The organism is Tolumonas auensis DSM 9187 (assembly GCF_000023065.1).
In the GTDB taxonomy this organism is placed as follows: domain Bacteria; phylum Pseudomonadota; class Gammaproteobacteria; order Enterobacterales; family Aeromonadaceae; genus Tolumonas; species Tolumonas auensis.
Map to the genome: position 1 here is coordinate 1,738,276 of NC_012691.1, position 17,490 is coordinate 1,755,765.

Here is a 17,490-nt window from a genome sequence, read left to right on the forward strand (position 1 = left end):
GAAATCATTAGCCTTTATATTTGCTGAATACCAACGTGGCGTTGGTGCCGCCGAAACCGAAGCTGTTTGACATCACAGTGTTCAGTTCTGCTTCTTCATATTCAGTAACGATTGGCAGACCTTCTGCTTTCGGGTCTAAAGTTTCAATGTTGATGCTTGGTGCAATAAAACCATTTTCCATCATCAGCAAGCTGTAGATAGCTTCATGAACACCAGCAGCGCCAAGAGCATGACCACTCATTGCTTTGGTTGCAGAGATCTTCGGAGCTTTATCGCCGAATACGTTATGAATAGCTTCCAGCTCTTTCACATCACCAACAGGTGTAGAAGTGCCGTGGGTATTCAGGTAATCGATTGGCGCAGCAACAGTCGACATGGCTTGTTGCATACAACGAACAGCGCCTTCACCTGATGGAGCAACCATGTCATAACCATCTGAAGTGGCACCGTAGCCGGTGATTTCAGCATAGATATGTGCGCCACGTGCCAATGCGTGTTCCAGTTCTTCGACAACAACGATACCGCCGCCACCAGAGATAACGAAACCATCACGGCCAGCGTCATAAGTACGGGAGGCTTTTTCCGGCGTGTCGTTATATTTGCTGGACAGTGCGCCCATCGCATCAAACTGCATAGCCAGTGTCCAATCCACTTCTTCACCACCACCGGCGAAAACGATGTCTTGTTTACCTAACTGGATCTGTTCCAGTGCGTTACCGATACAATGTGATGACGTCGCACAGGCGGAACTAATGGAATAGTTGATGCCTTTGATTTTGAACGGCGTAGCCAGACATGCAGATGTAGTAGAAGACATAGTCCGTGGCACCATGTATGGGCCAACACGACGTACACCTTTTTCACGCAAAGTGTCACAAGCTTCGATCTGGTTTTTAGAAGACGCGCCACCTGAGCCAGCGACCAAACCAGTGCGAGGATTTGAAACCATATCTTCGGTCAATTTGGCATCAGCGATTGCCTGCTGCATGGACAGATAAGCGTATGCTGCAGCGTCACCCATAAAACGCAGTACTTTGCGATCAATCAGTTCAGCCACATCCAGCTTGATATTGCCCCATACACGGCTACGCAGACTGTGTTGTTCAAATTGATCTGAATAAGTAATACCTGATTTACCCGCTTTCAATGAAGCCAGTACTTCAGCCGCGTTGTTGCCCAGACTAGAAACAATCCCGATACCGGTGATAACAGCTCTTCTCATTAACTTAAGTTCCAATATGACTTATAAGACCTGGGTATAGTTTACCTGTTTTATCTCAACAACTGGTCTGCTTTCCCGTAAAATCCGCAGTACTTTTGTGAATTAGTCGAGATTTTTTCATGCAGACCTCGTTGCAAAACGCCAAATTAAGCTGGAATGAAGCTGGCGCTCCTATTTCAGACTCCTTTGGGGATGTATATTTTTCCAACGATAATGGCCTGCAGGAAACCCGGTATGTCTTCCTGAAACAGAATAAATTACAGGAACGCTGGTTAAATCATGACCATGATTTTTTTGTCATAGCCGAGACCGGATTTGGCACGGGGCTGAATTTTTTGGCTACCTGGCAGGCATTTCGGCACTACCGTGAAACAACCCCGGAGGGTAACGTTTCACGTCTGCATTTTATCAGTTTTGAGAAGTTCCCTCTGACTCGGCAGGACTTAAAACAGGCATTAATGGCCTGGCCGGAATTGACGTCATTCAGTGAACAGTTAGTGACTGCCTACCCTTCTGCCATTCCGGGCTGCCAACGAGTACGGTTTGATAATGGATCTGTTGTATTGGATCTCTGGTTTGGTGATGTAAATGAATTACTCCCTCAGGTGTATACGCCAGCCGATGGATTAGTCGATGCCTGGTATCTGGATGGCTTTGCTCCCAGTAAAAATCCGGATATGTGGACAGATAACTTATTTGCGAATTTATATCGGCTGAGCCGCCCTGAAGGAACACTGGCAACATTTACTGCAGCCGGATTTGTGCGGCGCGGACTCGCTGATGCCGGTTTCGCCATGTTGAGAGTTCGCGGGCATGGCAAAAAACGGCAGATGCTCACAGGACGTAGTCAGAAACAAACATCGCCCCAATCCCCGGATATAAAATCAGTCGTGATTGTTGGTGGTGGCATCGCGTCTGCCTGTCTGAGCTATTTACTGACTCAGCGTGGTTATCCGGTGGAATTATTCTGTGCCGATAAAGATGTCGCGCAAGCCGCTTCAGGAAATCCTCAGGGAGCCATTTATCCGTTATTACATAAACCGGATGACTCACTCTCACAATTCTTTGCGGCTGCATTCCATTTTTGCCGGCAATTAATCAATGAAGTAAATTCGCAAAAATCAGTTTCTCATGACTGGTGTGGTGTATTGCTGAAGGCAATTGATGAAAAATCTTCACGTAAAATTGATGCATTATCCAGTTCCGGTTTTCCGGAGGAATTGATCTATCTTCTTGATGAAGGCGCACTCTTTCCTCACGGCGGCTGGGTTGCGCCGTCAGAATTGACTCAAATTCTGTTTCAATTAGCAGCAGCCAGCGGTTTACTGACTCAGCACTATGAGTGCGGGATCACCTCGCTTCAAAAACAGCGGGATAGCTGGCGCCTCAGTAGTAAGGATGGTGAATCCTGGTCAGCATCGCAGGTTGTTTTAGCCAATGGTGCAGATATCGGTATTTTTGAGCAAACCAGAGAGTTACCCATCACACCGGTTCGCGGCCAGATATCCCTGCTGCAATCTTCTGAATATGAAGAGATCAGCCCTTATGTTGTTTGTGGCGATGGCTACATCGTGCCGGCACATCAGGGGAAACAAGTAATAGGCGCGACTTATATCCGGCATGATAAAGATCGGACAGTAAGAGATGATGAGCATCTGGAAAACAAAGCTAAAATGCAAAAAACACTTTCCACAGATACCTCATCATATCGGGTGATTGACGGACGAGCAGCTATCCGGGGCGTTACACGGGATCACTTGCCATTGGCTGGTGGACTACGTTCAGAAGAAAAACTCCGGAGCACGTTAGATAACATAAGTAAATCCGGTTGGTTACCAGAAACAGATTCCGGATTATTTGTTTTAGCGGGTTTCGGTTCCCGAGGATTGTGCTCCGCACCACTGGCCGCTGAATTACTGGCTGCATTGTTACTACATGAACCACTTCCCTGTGTACTCTCGGTGCTGCAGGACATTGATCCACAGCGCCGCTGGTTAAAACCACACTGGCGGAAAAGTCGGACCCTGTAATGAGGCCAAAACATGGCCGGATACTGCTGATTATTCACTGAAATTACGGCCATATTTTCAGCAAACGGAGCTAAATGACCTGACTTTGTAATAAAGGGCAGGTATAGTGCCCGCAGAAAATTAGACCCCAAATTTGCCTTTCAAGGGGGATCCCATGATTACCGCCTACATGCTGCGTAATAAAGTTCTGGATGTTGTTCAGTTAACAACTCAGGACGTATTACCGCCCGATACTATCTGGCTGGATGCCTATAAGCCTGACGATGAAGAACGTGAATGGCTAAGTAGTCTATTTCTGGAAGAAGTTCCGGAAGAAGAAGAGCTGGATGAAATTGAAGCATCTGCGCGTTTCTACTGGGACACGGATGGTCTGCATATTTTATCTCTGTTCCCACAACGGATCGGTGGTGAAACCCGTGGTGTAAACATGTCGTTCACACTGCGTAATAACCTGCTGATCAGCTTCCGTGAAGAAGATATCGGGATTGTCCGCCTGCTACGACACTACATGCGTCACGATCGTGTTGAAATCGAAGATGCTATGGACATCCTGCTTGAACTGATGGATCTGAAAGTCGAATATCTGTCTGACCTGATCGAGGATGGATATACCACGCTGGAAGAAACATCTGAGCTTGTTCTCAGCGATGAACAAATTCATGAGATGTTACAGGAATTGATGGAGCAGGAAGAGACGAACAGTCAGATCCGTCTTGCATTGCACGATACCCGACGTGCATTGCGTTTCCTGCGCCGAACCGTTCGCCAGCAGCTGTTATCTGAACAGAAAAAGACCATTGATGAAGTGCTGCACGATATCGAATCACTGTTGCCACACACGCAGTTCCTGTTCGATAAAATCAACTTCCAGTTGGAAGTTGCAATGGGCTTTACCAACCTGCAACAGAACAAGGTTATTAAAATCTTCTCCGTTGCCGCGGTTGTATTTCTGCCGCCGACACTGATTGCCAGTGTGTACGGTATGAACTTTGACATTATGCCTGAATTACATTGGCAATTTGGTTATCTGGTTTCGATCGGCATGATGCTGGCATCTGCTTTTGGTACCTATTTCTTCTTCCGGAAGAAAGGCTGGTTGTAATTCCCGGAATATAAAAATTAGTGGCACCGATAAATCACACCGGTGCCACTCTCTCATTCCCTACACATTTATCTCACTTTGCCGAAGCAGCTAATAACGTTGCTAATGTATCCGCCGCCTCTGCCCACTCTGCATCATCAGTAAATGCCTGTTGTAACAGATCAACCTGTGATGCACTCCAGAATGGTGCATCCAGTAATGCCATTCCCTCAGTAAGCGGATGAGATTCAATAAACCGCAGAATGCTCGGTTCATCATTTGCTAATCCCAGCTGACTAAATAAAGCCGCAAGGTCATGTGTTCCAATGTCCATTTCAGGCAACCCTCGCTGATAGGAACTATTATCATTATAGAAGAATTATCCCTCGTACAGCGATTATCTGCGGGACATTGAATAGGAATATAACTATGACCGGACTACGTTATGAAACTGATTCAATGGGGAGCATCCCGGTTCCGGCAGATAAATACTGGGGGGCACAAACACAGCGTTCCATTGAGCATTTTCCGATCGGCGTTAACCGTTTTCGTTGGGAACGCCCTATGATCCGTGCACTGGGAATATTGAAATTAGCAGCAGCCAAAGCCAATGCTGAGTTAGGGACGTTGCCAGGGACGATTGCCGATCCGATAGAACAGGCAGCTCAAGAGGTGGTTGACGGTAAATTAGATGAACATTTCCCGCTGGTAGTCTTTCAGACCGGGTCAGGCACGCAATCAAACATGAATGCCAATGAAGTAATCGCAAACCGGGCCATTGAAATATGCGGAGGTGAAATTGGCAGTAAAAAACCCATTCACCCCAATGATCATGTGAATTGTGGTCAGTCATCAAATGATACGTTTCCTACTGCTATGTATATAGCCGTCATTGAAGAGCTGGAACAACAATTAATTCCTGTGATCGGGCATCTTAAACAAACGCTTGATGCTAAAGCGGTGGCTTACGCCAATATAGTCAAAACGGGCAGAACCCATCTTCAGGATGCAACGCCCATTACACTGGGCCAGGAAATCAGTGCCTGGGTAGCACAACTTGATTTCGCGTTAGCAGGGATTCAGGCCAGCAAAGCCGGTGTACTTGAATTAGCCATCGGTGGCACCGCGGTCGGAACCGGATTAAATGCTCACCCTGAATTCGGTGAACGAACAGCCGCTTATATTGCCAGTATTACCGGTTATCCATTTCACGCGGCAGATAATAAATTCTTTGCCCTGTCAGCGCATGATGCATTGGTTCAGGCATCGGCTGCATTACGTACGCTGGCTGGTGCGTTGATGAAAATAGCGAATGATGTGCGTTGGCTGGCCAGTGGCCCCCGTTGCGGAATTGGTGAGTTAGTCATTCCGGAGAACGAGCCGGGCTCTTCTATTATGCCAGGGAAAGTAAACCCGACCCAATGTGAAGCGCTGACCATGGTTTGCGTACAGGTTTTTGGTAATGATGCTGCGGTCGCATTTGCGGGAAGTCAGGGGAATTTCCAACTGAATGTTTATAAACCTGTGATGGTACATAACGTGCTGGAAAGCATCCATTTATTGGCTGATTCTTGCCGGGCGTTTGATGAACACTGCGCAAGTGGAATTGAACCTAATCTAGCGCGAATTGAAGAACATCTGGCTGATAATTTAATGCTGGTGACGGCATTGAATAAACATATTGGTTATGACAAGGCAGCAATGATTGCAAAAACGGCACATCATCAGGGATTGCGTTTACGTGAGGCAGCGATAGCTTCGGGTTATCTTACTGCAGAAGAGTTCGATCTTTGGATTTCACCATTGGAAATGGCTGAGCCGCATAAACACAAGTAGTAAAAATAATTGTCCGGAGGGATTTCTCCGGACAATATTAAAATTAAGTGTTACTTCAGCGAACCGGATAGAAACTGTTTCAGACGCTCACTTTTCGGATTACCTAGTACATCATCCGGATGGCCTTCTTCTTCAATTTTCCCCTGATGCAGGAAAATCACGTGATTCGAAACATTCCGGGCGAACCCCATTTCATGGGTTACGACCACCATGGTTTTGCCTTCTTCCGCAAGCTTTTGCATGATCTTCAGCACTTCGCCAACCAGTTCCGGATCTAACGCTGAAGTCGGTTCATCAAACAGCAGTACTTCCGGCTCCATCGCTAATGCACGGGCAATGGATACACGCTGTTGTTGTCCACCTGATAAATGCGCCGGATACTTGGCTCTGGCTCTTTCATCAATACCCACTTTTTCCAGATACTGAATGGCCTTGGCTTTTGCTTCTTCTTTATCCATCCCTAATACTTTGATCGGCGCAGCCATAACGTTTTCTAAAACCGTCATATGGCTCCACAAGTTAAAGTGCTGGAAAACCATCGTTAGTTTGGTCCGGAGTAACTGCAGCTCTTTTTGATCGACAACGTTTAGCTGACCATCGGAATCCATCGTCATATGGATTTCTTTACCATTAACGAAAATGGAACCGGCACTCGGTTTCTCCAGAAAATTCAGGCAACGTAAAAAAGTACTTTTACCTGAACCGGATGAACCGATGATACTGATCACATCACCGGCCTTTGCGCATAAAGACACACCTTTAATAACTTCATGCTGGCCATATTTTTTATGCAGATCGTTTACAGCCAATTTGTAATTGTGCATTTCATAACCTTTCTAAAATGAATCTTAATGCGCAGACTGTGGTCTCAGATGTTTCAGCCAGCGTTTTTCAGCCAGACGGAACAGGCCAACCAGCAGGAAAGAGATAATCAGATAAATCGCTGCCGCAGTACCAAATGCGTGAAACGACTTATACGTTGCAGCATTCACATCCCGGGCTATTTTCAGGATATCCGGTACCGTCGCCGTGAATGCCAGCGAGGTCGCATGCAACATCAGAATGACTTCATTGCTGTAAGCCGGTAAGGCACGACGCAATGCTGAAGGAATAATGATGCTGCGATAAAGTGTAAAACCAGAGAAGCCGTAAGCCCGGGCTGCTTCAATTTCACCATGCGGGATCGCTCGGATCGCGCCGGCCAGCATTTCCGTTGTATAGGCACAGGTATTCAACGCTAATGCCAGCACAGTGCAATTAAAGCCGCTCCGGAAAAACAGGTTCAGAAAGTCGACATCCTTAACAATACTTAATGTATATACACCGGAATAGAATACCAGCAGCTGCACATACAGCGGTGTACCGCGGAAGATATAGGTATAGAACCATACCGGCATCCAGAGCGCTTTTTTCTGCGATACACGGGCAATCGACATCGGCAATGCCAGCATAAACCCGAATACCAGTGACAACACTAACAACCACATGGTGACAGCTACGCCGGTAAAGCGATAACCATCACTCCACAAAAAAGCCTTACCATACTGCATCAGGATTTCAATCATAGTTCAGCACTCCGGACACCCATTGAATAGCGACGTTCCAGCCAAAGCAAAACCAGATTCGACACAGTCGTGAAAATCAAATAAACCACGGCAGCAACAATCGTGAAATAGAAAAACTGATAAGTTCCCTTCCCTGCATTCTGGGTTGCTTTAACCACATCGGACAACCCGATAATCGAAACCAGGGCGGTTGCCTTCAATGTAACTTGCCAGTTATTAGCAATGCCGGGTAATGCAAAACGCATCAACTGAGGGAAAAGGATATAGCGGAATGCCTGCCACGGCGAGAAGCCATACGCCACTCCAGCTTCAAGCTGACCTTTAGGCACCATTAAATAAGCACCACGGAATGTCTCCGTAAAGTAGGCACCATAGATAAAACCAATCGTGATCACACCGGCAGCAAATGGATCAATATTGAGTTGGGCGATACCCAATGACTCAGTAATACCATTCACCACAATCTGCAGACCATAAAATATCAGCAGCATCAGCACCAGATCAGGCACGCCCCGGATCAGAGTGGTATAAATGCCGGACAGTAATCTCGCCAACTTACTTTGCGATGATTTTGCCGCAGCACCTATTAATCCCAGCAGAAAAGAGAGCGCGACCGAAAGCAGTGCCTGCTCTATCGTCACCAGAGCTCCGTCGAAAATAATGGAGCCATACCCATACAGCATAACGATATACCTGATTTATTTTGAAACTGAAAAACAACGAGGCTCCTCATCCGAAGAGCCTCGTCATCAAATAACAGTTAACGCGAAGCGTTATTCACCGTATATGTTGAATTTAAAATACTTTTTAGCCAGTTGGTCGTAAGTACCATCTTTGCGCATATCAGCCAGTGTTTTGTTCAGTGCATCTTTCAATGCGCCGTCTTCTTTACGTACACCGATACCAGCACCAACACCGAAGTATTTCTCGTCGTTAATTTCAGGGCCAGAATATTCAAACTGTTCGCCCTGCGGTTTGTTCAGGAAGCTCTCACCTGCAGTCACAGCATCCTGGAATGCGGTATCAATACGGCCAGAGACCAGATCCGCATACACCAGATCCTGATTCTGGTAAGCTACCAGTTCAACGCCTTTGCTCTGCCAGTTATCTTTAGCATAAGTTTCAGCAGTAGTACCCTGCATCACACCCACACGTTTACCTTGCAATGATTCAGCTGTTGGCTGAATACCTGAACCTTTTGCTGACACCAAACGAGCCGGAGTACCATACAGTTTATTGGTGAAATCAATTTCCTGCATACGTTGTTCTGTAATAGACATTGCAGACAGGATGGCATCGATTTTCTTCGCTTTCAGCGATGGGATCAGGCCGTCGAAATCACTTTCAACCCACTCACATTTGGCTTGCAGACGTTTACACATCTCATTGCCTAAATCGATATCAAAACCAGTCAGGGAACCATCAGCCGCTTTCACTTCAAATGGTGCATAACCAGGTTCTACGCCAAAACGTATCTCTTTAATTTCCGCCGCATTTACATTTACAGCAAAAGCGAGAGCAGCGAACTGCATGACTTTGCGAAAGTTCTTCATCTTTATTCCTATTCTTAGTGATCAGTCCCGGAATGCACGCATCATCAGCCTTGATCGTGCCACATAAAAATCTTATCAAAAGAATGCCACAAACAAAATCTTCTGCATCCCATTTATTTCGCAGAATTAAATATATTTATTCAGAATCACTGTCTTAATATGACATTAGCCTGCAAATTGGCAGCTATCTATGCAATTACAGTAGTACAATCGACTGTCAGACCGGCTCATACACCGTAACGGGCACGATCTGTAGCGATGTAAAGCAGCGCCATGATCGTCAGACTATCGGTGATGATCCCCTGCTGAATCATTCGCAATAATTCATCAAAAGTATGCAATTCGACCAGGATGTCTTCTGTGTCTTCAAGTTCCTGTTTACCAGCTTCTAGTTGGCGGGCAATAAACAAGGCGCCACACTCATTAGTTACAGAGTTAGAAAGATAGAAATTTGTCAGTAAAGGTTCTATCTCTCCCGCGGTATACCCGGTTTCCTCTTGCAGTTCCCGCGTAGCGGTCTGTTGCCAGTCTTCACCTTGCGGAGCACCACCTTCCGGAATTTCCAGTGAACTCTGATTACCAATGGCATAGCGGGTCTGTCGCACCATCACGATCCGGCCATCATCAAGCACCGGAACGACACCAACCGCCCGGTTTTTAAACTCAACCACACCGTATTGTGCCGGACTGCCCATCGGGGTCAGAACGTCATCATGACGGACTTTGATCCAGGGCGTTTCAAATACCACTTTTGATTTTAATGTCATCCAGATACTCATATATTCCTCATGAGTTTTACTTGTTCGCTTTAATGGAAACGTTCATAATTTGCACAATTTCAACAGGAGGTCCCGATGAAGTCGAAAACATCACATACCGGATATCAGCATCAACGCGGTGCTATTACCGACAATCATTTACAAGCGCTGGTCACTGACAAATTATTCCGCAGCCGTGTGGAAGAGAATATTAAAGGAAAAGGTAGTTATCGTCGCCATGCGAAACACCGTCGGCAAGACGAGTTCAGCTTAAAAATTGCTGCCTAGTTGTTTTTAAACTGAATTTGTCTCTGCTCACTAAAAGAGCAAACGAATCATTCGATGCTGTTTTGCTCTTGCCTGAATAACTTCATCCCGCTATTATGCCCGCACATCGAAACGATGTATGTGCGCGTCCTTAGCTCAGCTGGTTAGAGCACCACCTTGACATGGTGGGGGTCGATGGTTCGAGTCCATTAGGACGCACCATTCTTTCGATAGCAAAAAAGTTCTCAAGTGCGTCCTTAGCTCAGCTGGTTAGAGCACCACCTTGACATGGTGGGGGTCGATGGTTCGAGTCCATTAGGACGCACCAATTCTTATATATCAATTAGTTATCTTCTCTTATCCCCTGCTTTTCTGACCACAAATTGTTGTGGGCACCATTAATTTCAAATTAGTCACAAATTCCAATTTTTCGGTCTCATAAGAAGCCTAATTTTCGGAAATTTTGGAAAAATCCGTTTTCGTGCCCAAACCGTGCCCAAAATCTTCACTGACCGATCATTTTGTTCGTGCCCAAATTGGGTGTGACGACCACCACCGCACTGACCACCACCCTGTTTTTGGCGATTTTCGGAAGGCCATTTCATATGGATAAAGCTGCTATCACTCACTCTGAGAATCAGCCTTTCGACTAAATAAAACGATGTCTAGATTCCGCGCCAGAATATGTTCAAACATGCTAGTTGTATTTACACAGCAGCATATAATTTAACCAGTGACCGTTATTTTGATGTATAACTGCTAATATCCTGCCAATATTAATTTAATCATAGAATATAGCGATGCTACCAAGCGACCAACAACTTGATATAAAAGCACTTTCAAAGCTATTTACTAATACAACAAACTCTTACAAATTACTTTTCTTCATGGCAATTTTAAACCATGTCAAAACAAGCGAATCACAAGCATCCACTAAGATTTGTGTGTCTGAACTTACTGAACACATGTTATATCTAGCGGCTTACCCAATAAGATACTTCAATTTGAATTTTGGCCTACAAGATCAAATGGAGTCACATCTTTCATCTTTATCAATTGATGAACTTAAGGTGCTAACGCCTAAAATAGCACCTGCATTGAATGAAAAAATTCATCGGGCTTTCGCTAATTCATCTGCAAAGGAACTAGAAAATTATGTTCCATTTCGATTACTTCAACCGTTCTTTTCAAGTGAACTAAAAGGTTTAAACGATGTTGAAAAAAATGACAAAACCTTCGAGCTAGCAAAACAATACTTTGATGAGAGAAAACCTCTCTATAAACTAGAAAAGTGCAAACAGGAGCTTTTCTTAATTCTCCATCCTCTATGGTTAAAATACCTTCACCAAAACTACTCAATTGTAAGGGCTTGGGCTGAGTTTGCTTGGGTATCTTATTTGCAGCGAAAAAACCCAAACTCACCAAACATTATATGTAAAATTTTGCCCCCGCTCGCTCGAACGCAACTAACCGCACAACGTAAAATTTGGGATGAGTTTCTCCAGATACATACGGTAAGTTGCATCTATTCCGATGAACAGTTGAATCCCGGAGAGTATGACCTAGACCACTTCATTCCGTGGAGCTATATAGGACATGATCAACACTGGAATTTGATTCCCGCAAGTGCACTTGCCAATGGTCAAAAAAGTAACTCATTACCTCATGTCGATTATTTCGATAAATTCTGTGTACTCCAGAACCAATACTTTAGCTTCCTTCATGCCAACAACATGAGAGCTGCTTGCGAAGATTATGTCTCTGGTCTTAACGCTTCCCTTACTGCTTTAACCTCTGAGCAAACATTTAGGGGTAGACTTAGAGCAACCATCACCAACCTCTGTTCTATGGCTCAATTACAAGGCTTTACCCCTGATTGGAAGTTTGGGATAGATGCTGTTTAGTCGAACAACTCAGAGGCAATCATTACTGTATATTTACCATCCAATTAAACTGCTTTTCTAAAAATAGACAATTACCCGCTTATCATTTTGTTAAAAATGACATACCATTTAGCTCAGAATAACATACCACTGTTACTGTTATGCATATGAATGATTCTGGATATTGTTACTCGTTCCCCGCTGTGAGAGGGATACAGGCTGGACGTCCGTTTTATATTGCGACCTGCCCTCTTCGGATAGTCCCAAAGATATTTAGTTACAATGAGGATGATGTTCCTCCAGAGCTTCGCGCTCAGCGCACCCTAAACAAAACACGAATCCCTGATATGGTTAAGTATCTTCTCGATAATCCAAAGGATTACGTTTTTTCTGCGCTGACAGCGTCCGTTGGTACATCGATATCATTTGAAGAAATAGGCGAAGCACCAAATCTTGGCATTCTTCAAATCCCAATGGATGCACAAATCCTGATCAACGACGGGCAACATCGAAGAAAAGCAATTGAAGAAGCGCTTAGAGAGAACCCTGACTTAGGGCAGGATAATCTTCCAGTACTCTTCTTTGTTGATGAAGGACTTACTCGCAGCCAGCAAATGTTTGCTGACCTTAACAAGTACGCCGTAAAACCAAGTACATCTTTGGGAACACTTTATGACCATAGAGACGAAAGTTCAGAACTAGCAAGATACCTTGCGATGGAAATAGAGCCTTTCATTGGCTTCACTGAAATGGAAAAGTCAAACGTAAGCCCTAAGTCGAATAAGCTATTCACTCTAAGTGCCATAAAACAAGCAACAAAGGCTCTACTGAGTAAAGGTCCTCGAGATGGCTTCTCTGAAGAAGAACAAAGATTGTCAATTGAATACTGGAAAGCAGTGACCAAATATATACCTGATTGGCAGATGATGCTTAACAAAAAAGTATCGCCAAGCCAACTGCGCCAGGAGTTTATTCACGCACATGGTGTCGGGTTACAAGCACTGGGAATCGTCGGTAAACAACTCTTAAGTGAACACCCCAACGACTGGGAATCCCGATTGAAACCGTTACAATCCATTGATTGGCGAAAAGCGAATCCTGATTGGGTAAAACGCACAATGAACCATGGTCGTATTTCTAAGTCAACGACCAGCATTCTACTTACCAGTAACGCGTTAAAGCTCAAATTAGGCTTGGCACTAACACCTGATGAAAAAACACTAGAGAAACAATTGTAATGACAGATCAACTCCTACTGGCAGAAGACCTCGAAGGATATGAAGAGTTTATTAATCAAGAATATTTCGCAGGTTTAAAGCTCAACCATTATATTGCTGATGTCCAGCGAATCTATTGCGCTGATAAACGCCCATGGGTTATTGGCTATAGTGGTGGCAAAGACTCTTCTGCAGTCATGTCTCTCGTTTATATGGCACTGTTAGGTTTACCAAAAGATCAACGGCAAAAACCAGTGTTTGTTGTATCGTCCGATACCTTGGTTGAAACTCCTGTTGTCGTAAATCATATAAAAAACTCTCTTAAAGCGATCGAATCTGGCGCTAGGCGAGATGGTTTGCCAATCACGACTCATCAAGTCGTTCCAAAGAGTAATGATACCTTTTGGGTAAACTTACTTGGCAAAGGCTACCCGGCCCCAACACGCTCATTCCGTTGGTGTACCGAGCGGATGAAAATCGATCCAGTCAGTGATTTTATTAAAACTACAGTTTCAAAATATGATGAAGTAATCGTTGTACTGGGTTCTCGAAGCCAAGAAAGTGCCTCACGTGCGCAAGTGATTGCTAAACATAAAATAGATGGTTCCCGGCTCGCTCGCCATACCACGCTTGCAAATGCGTTTATCTTCACACCAATCGATACATGGTCTGTCGATGATGTTTGGAAGATCTTGCGTCTTTGTCATTTAGAGACTCAAGACTCACCTTATGGAGTTAAGAATATCTGGAAAGATATCTACGATCTTGAATGGGAAAACCCATGGGGCGGCAAAAACCTCACTCTTTGGAATTTGTATAGAGACTCATCAGGCCAAGGTGAATGCCCGATGGTAATCGACGAAACGACACCATCATGTGGCAATTCTCGTTTTGGATGCTGGACTTGCACCGTCGTGACAAAAGATAGAGCAATGGAAAGCTTAATTGAAAATGGTGAAGAGTGGATGAACCCACTTTTAGAATTCCGAAACAAATTAGCTTTTACTACAGACCCTGAAAACAAAGATGAATTTCGTAATTACAAACGTCGTACCGGAAGAGTCGCCTACCAATATGCCAAAGAAGGTGAAAATATTGCTACAGAACGTAAGCACGTACCTGGTCCATATTGGTTGAAATATCGTAAGCAGTGGCTTAAGGAACTTCTGGAACTTGATAAACAATACAAAGATGAACGCCGAGAGATTGAACTAATTACCGCGCCAGAGTTGCACGCAATTCGACAGGAATGGCTACGAGATCCTAATGAGCCAGATTGGAATGATTCTCTCCCCTCGATTTTTAAGGAAGTGTACGGCTTCGATCTTGATTGGATCTATGATGACGGAGCAAGTTTTGGTAAAGACGAGGCTGCACTGCTGCGTGAACTAAGTTCTGATTTCGATGCTGAACCAGAAATGGTGATGAAGCTTATCGAATTAGAAATTTCGATGGAAGGCTTAAGTCGTCGCAGTGGCATCAGCGATAAAATCGCATCCCTGTTGAAGCAAGATTGGGGCAGTCTAGAATCGATAAAGGACAAACATGCAGCCTTGCAAAGTCGCGCAGAATACGATGTACACCAAAAAGAAATCGATCGATATAACCAAGAGCTAGCAGAAATTGAGCTAGCCCTTAAGAAGGAATTTTAGGCCGTAACGATGCTAATAACCAAACTAAGTCTTAATAACTTTCGCGTATTTTGTGGATTGCACGAGATCGACCTAACGCCATCAAGTGCAGCTCATAATGCTAAAGGTGAAGAAATACCCGGAACAGAACGCTCTATTATTCTATTTGGTGGGTTAAACGGCGCAGGGAAAACTTCGATTTTAACAGCAGTTCGTCTAGCTCTTTATGGCCGTCTCTCTTTTGGTAAGCCACTTCATAATAATGAATACATCGAGGAGCTTTCCGAGCTAATTCACAAGGGGAATGGCATAAATTCACCAGAAAATGCATATATTGAACTTGCATTTACCCATAACCAAGCAGGTTCAGAAAATACGTATAAAGTTACGAGAAGCTGGAAGAAAGGCAAAGCTGATAAATTGATTCTTGAACAAGATGGCAAGGATCTATCAGAACTCAGCTATGATCAATGCCAAGGCTTTTTAAATGAGCTGATTCCGAACGGTATTGCTGACCTATTCTTCTTTGATGGTGAAAAGATTGCGGAGTTAGCTGAAGATGAATCGGGAACTATACTGAACACTGCTGTTAAACGTTTACTGGGGTTGGATGTTATCGCCAAGCTTAAAAGTGACCTAAATATCTATCTAAAAAAACAAGGCGCGACATTACTCGAAACGTCTATCAAGCAACAATTAGATAATTTGGATGAGACTCGAATCAAGCATGAACGTAATGCTGAAAAGTTACGTCATGAGGCTAATCAAGTGCTCATTCAGATTGAGCATGTCTCGCAAGAGATTCAAAAACTTGAAGCTGAACTATCAAGTAGCGGTGGCGCTTGGGCTGAAACACGCGAACAAGAAGAACAGAAAATTGATCAGTTGCTTAAAGAAAAACTCGAGCTGGAAAAGCAAATCCGTATGGAGATGGAAACCAGCCTTCCCTTTGCTTTAGCACCGAATTCAATGAAAGCACTACTGTCTCAGATTGAAAAAGAGAGAGCACTTAAGCAAAAGCAACACTTTGCTAAAGAGCTAGATGGATTTCTGGATACTTTGAGAAAAGACCTTTCATTTCGTTTAGCTGATTCAAACGTTGCCATGGATGCCATTGCAGACTGCTTCAACTACTATGTTTCAGATGATTCTAACCAAGCACTTTTGTTAGATATCTCTGATCGCCAAGCTAACGCCATCGAATACCAAGTAAATCAAAGTAGTCATCGTTCATACGAGCGTTTCGATAAGGCTCGTTCTAGACTAGGTCAAGTTGAGGAGTTACTGGATAACATTTCTCAAAACGTTGCTCGAGCACCGGAAAAAGAACAGTTACAAGGTACACTAGATAAAATTCGAGCAAGAGATAAGAAGAAACAGGAGCTATGCTCCGACTACCAGGCACTTCTAGAAGATGCTAAACAAGAACTACGTTTGGCACTCGAAACAGCTCGTCAAATACAGAAATTGCATGACAAGCACAGAGATAACGCAAATAAAAATGCGAGTGTCGAGAATGCACAAAATACAATTTTATTATTGAGTAAGTTCGCAGATCAACTAACTAAGTCTCGGGTTAAGTCTCTGGAACAGCACTTTGTTGAGTCTTATAAAAAACTGGCTCGCAAAGAGGATCTACAGCTCTGTGCTTTAATCAATCCCAAATCTTTTGATGTTGAACTTATTGATGAACATGGAAATAAGATCAATCGCAAGGCAATGTCTGCAGGTGAGAAACAAATCTATGCTATTTCTATTCTTGAAGCATTGGGAAAAACCTCAGGCCGTAAGTTACCTATTATCATCGATACACCTCTAGGTAGATTGGATTCTCATCACCGCGATAAGCTGGTAGAAAACTACTTCCCAACAGCAAGCCATCAAGTCGTGATTCTGTCTACGGATACGGAAATTGATAAAGACTATATCAGGCTTATTGAAGATGACATCGCCAAAACTTATGAAATTTGTTTTGACGGCAAATCAAAATCATCTCATATAAAGCAAGGTTACTTCTGGAAACAAGTAATACAGGAGGCCGTGTAATGCTACCGAATCGAATGAACTTAAGCCTATCAACAGAAGAGCAGCTCAAGAAATTAAAAAGCTATACCGGTATTACGCCTAATATTTCTGCTCGTATCGCTTTTTTTCGTTCAATAGAGAGTGATTTTCGTTATTCTGGCCAAGAAGCAAAGCTGGATGGTACTTTAGTTTTGGATAAGTTTACTTGGCTTGGGGAAACCAGTGATATAACCGAGCTGATGTTAAAACTCTACTATCCAAACTTAGATGGTAAGAAATATCAGCAAGCATGGGCTGCTCATGTTGAGTACGGTATATCCTCTTTGAGGAACCATAAATCACTATTAAACTTAGGAATAAAATTGTAAGCGTCATAAACCCAGTGTGGCGAAATTATGCCGCACTGGTACTGACAACTATTT

At 44.0% G+C, this 17,490-nt stretch carries 16 protein-coding genes and 2 tRNA genes; 11 read left to right on the top strand and 7 right to left on the bottom strand.

All coding sequences use genetic code 11. The annotated features are described in order from the left end of the window. Positions 1-7: 7 nt before the first annotated feature. A complete protein-coding gene (gene fabB, locus TOLA_RS08015) occupies positions 8-1,222 on the bottom strand; it encodes a beta-ketoacyl-ACP synthase I (protein ID WP_015878655.1) in 1,215 nt (404 codons plus the stop codon). Positions 1,223-1,341: 119 nt separating this feature from the next. Here fabB and mnmC point away from each other — a divergent pair, with 119 nt between their 5' ends. Beyond that, positions 1,342-3,252 carry a bifunctional tRNA (5-methylaminomethyl-2-thiouridine)(34)-methyltransferase MnmC2/FAD-dependent 5-carboxymethylaminomethyl-2-thiouridine(34) oxidoreductase MnmC1 gene (mnmC, locus tag TOLA_RS08020; protein WP_015878656.1) on the top strand — a complete coding sequence of 637 codons (1,911 nt, stop codon included), beginning with the start codon at positions 1,342-1,344 and terminating at the stop codon, positions 3,250-3,252. Between the two features lie 154 nt (positions 3,253-3,406). After that, the gene (corA, locus tag TOLA_RS08025; protein ID WP_015878657.1) at positions 3,407-4,354 is read left to right on the top strand and encodes a magnesium/cobalt transporter CorA; all 948 of its coding nucleotides are present in this window, start codon (positions 3,407-3,409) and stop codon (positions 4,352-4,354) included. A gap of 73 nt (positions 4,355-4,427) precedes the next feature. Here the strand turns inward: corA and TOLA_RS08030 are convergent, their stop codons facing one another. After that, on the bottom strand, positions 4,428-4,667 hold the full coding sequence (locus TOLA_RS08030) for a DUF2789 family protein (protein WP_015878658.1): 240 nt from the start codon (positions 4,665-4,667) through the stop codon (positions 4,428-4,430). Between the two features lie 95 nt (positions 4,668-4,762). On the opposite strand from TOLA_RS08030, the gene fumC reads away from it, so the two are divergent. Beyond that, entirely contained in the window at positions 4,763-6,169 is a 1,407-nt protein-coding gene (fumC, locus tag TOLA_RS08035; protein ID WP_015878659.1) for a class II fumarate hydratase, read from the top strand. Between the two features lie 50 nt (positions 6,170-6,219). On the opposite strand, the gene hisP is transcribed toward fumC, so the two are convergent. From hisP to TOLA_RS08060, 5 genes are all read right to left on the bottom strand, one after another. Further along, complete coding sequence (hisP, locus tag TOLA_RS08040) at positions 6,220-6,993, bottom strand: histidine ABC transporter ATP-binding protein HisP (RefSeq protein ID WP_015878660.1); 774 nt, start codon at positions 6,991-6,993, stop codon at positions 6,220-6,222. A 24-nt stretch (positions 6,994-7,017) separates the two neighbouring features. Then, on the bottom strand, positions 7,018-7,734 hold the full coding sequence (locus tag TOLA_RS08045) for an ABC transporter permease (protein ID WP_015878661.1): 717 nt from the start codon (positions 7,732-7,734) through the stop codon (positions 7,018-7,020). Next, the gene (locus tag TOLA_RS08050) at positions 7,731-8,423 is read right to left on the bottom strand and encodes an ABC transporter permease (protein ID WP_342606883.1); all 693 of its coding nucleotides are present in this window, start codon (positions 8,421-8,423) and stop codon (positions 7,731-7,733) included. Before TOLA_RS08050 ends, TOLA_RS08045 begins: the two co-directional genes overlap by 4 nt. Before the next feature lie 84 nt (positions 8,424-8,507). Next, positions 8,508-9,287: an ABC transporter substrate-binding protein gene (locus TOLA_RS08055; protein ID WP_015878663.1), complete on the bottom strand. Its 780-nt coding sequence runs from the start codon at positions 9,285-9,287 to the stop codon at positions 8,508-8,510. 227 nt (positions 9,288-9,514) lie between these two features. Continuing rightward, a complete protein-coding gene (locus TOLA_RS08060; RefSeq protein ID WP_015878664.1) occupies positions 9,515-10,066 on the bottom strand; it encodes an NUDIX domain-containing protein in 552 nt (183 codons plus the stop codon). 75 nt (positions 10,067-10,141) lie between these two features. On the opposite strand from TOLA_RS08060, the gene TOLA_RS08065 reads away from it, so the two are divergent. The 8 genes from TOLA_RS08065 (at position 10,142) to dndE (ending at position 17,436) form a co-directional block, all read left to right on the top strand. Further along, positions 10,142-10,333: an alternative ribosome-rescue factor A gene (locus TOLA_RS08065; protein ID WP_015878665.1), complete on the top strand. Its 192-nt coding sequence runs from the start codon at positions 10,142-10,144 to the stop codon at positions 10,331-10,333. A gap of 124 nt (positions 10,334-10,457) precedes the next feature. Next, a tRNA-Val gene (locus TOLA_RS08070) sits at positions 10,458-10,534 on the top strand. 29 nt (positions 10,535-10,563) lie between these two features. Further along, positions 10,564-10,640, top strand: a tRNA-Val gene (locus TOLA_RS08075). A 472-nt stretch (positions 10,641-11,112) separates the two neighbouring features. Beyond that, complete coding sequence (locus TOLA_RS08080; protein WP_015878666.1) at positions 11,113-12,216, top strand: HNH endonuclease signature motif containing protein; 1,104 nt, start codon at positions 11,113-11,115, stop codon at positions 12,214-12,216. A gap of 146 nt (positions 12,217-12,362) precedes the next feature. Continuing rightward, a complete protein-coding gene (gene dndB, locus TOLA_RS08085) occupies positions 12,363-13,433 on the top strand; it encodes a DNA sulfur modification protein DndB (protein ID WP_245534242.1) in 1,071 nt (356 codons plus the stop codon). After that, the gene (locus tag TOLA_RS08090; RefSeq protein WP_015878668.1) at positions 13,433-15,064 is read left to right on the top strand and encodes a DNA phosphorothioation system sulfurtransferase DndC; all 1,632 of its coding nucleotides are present in this window, start codon (positions 13,433-13,435) and stop codon (positions 15,062-15,064) included. The genes dndB and TOLA_RS08090 overlap by 1 nt, the downstream gene beginning before the upstream one ends. 9 nt (positions 15,065-15,073) lie before the next feature. Then, positions 15,074-17,089, top strand: coding sequence for a DNA sulfur modification protein DndD (gene dndD / locus TOLA_RS08095; RefSeq protein WP_015878669.1), 2,016 nt, complete (start codon positions 15,074-15,076; stop codon positions 17,087-17,089). Next, complete coding sequence (gene dndE, locus TOLA_RS08100) at positions 17,089-17,436, top strand: DNA sulfur modification protein DndE (RefSeq protein ID WP_015878670.1); 348 nt, start codon at positions 17,089-17,091, stop codon at positions 17,434-17,436. Before dndD ends, dndE begins: the two co-directional genes overlap by 1 nt. Positions 17,437-17,490: the final 54 nt, after the last annotated feature.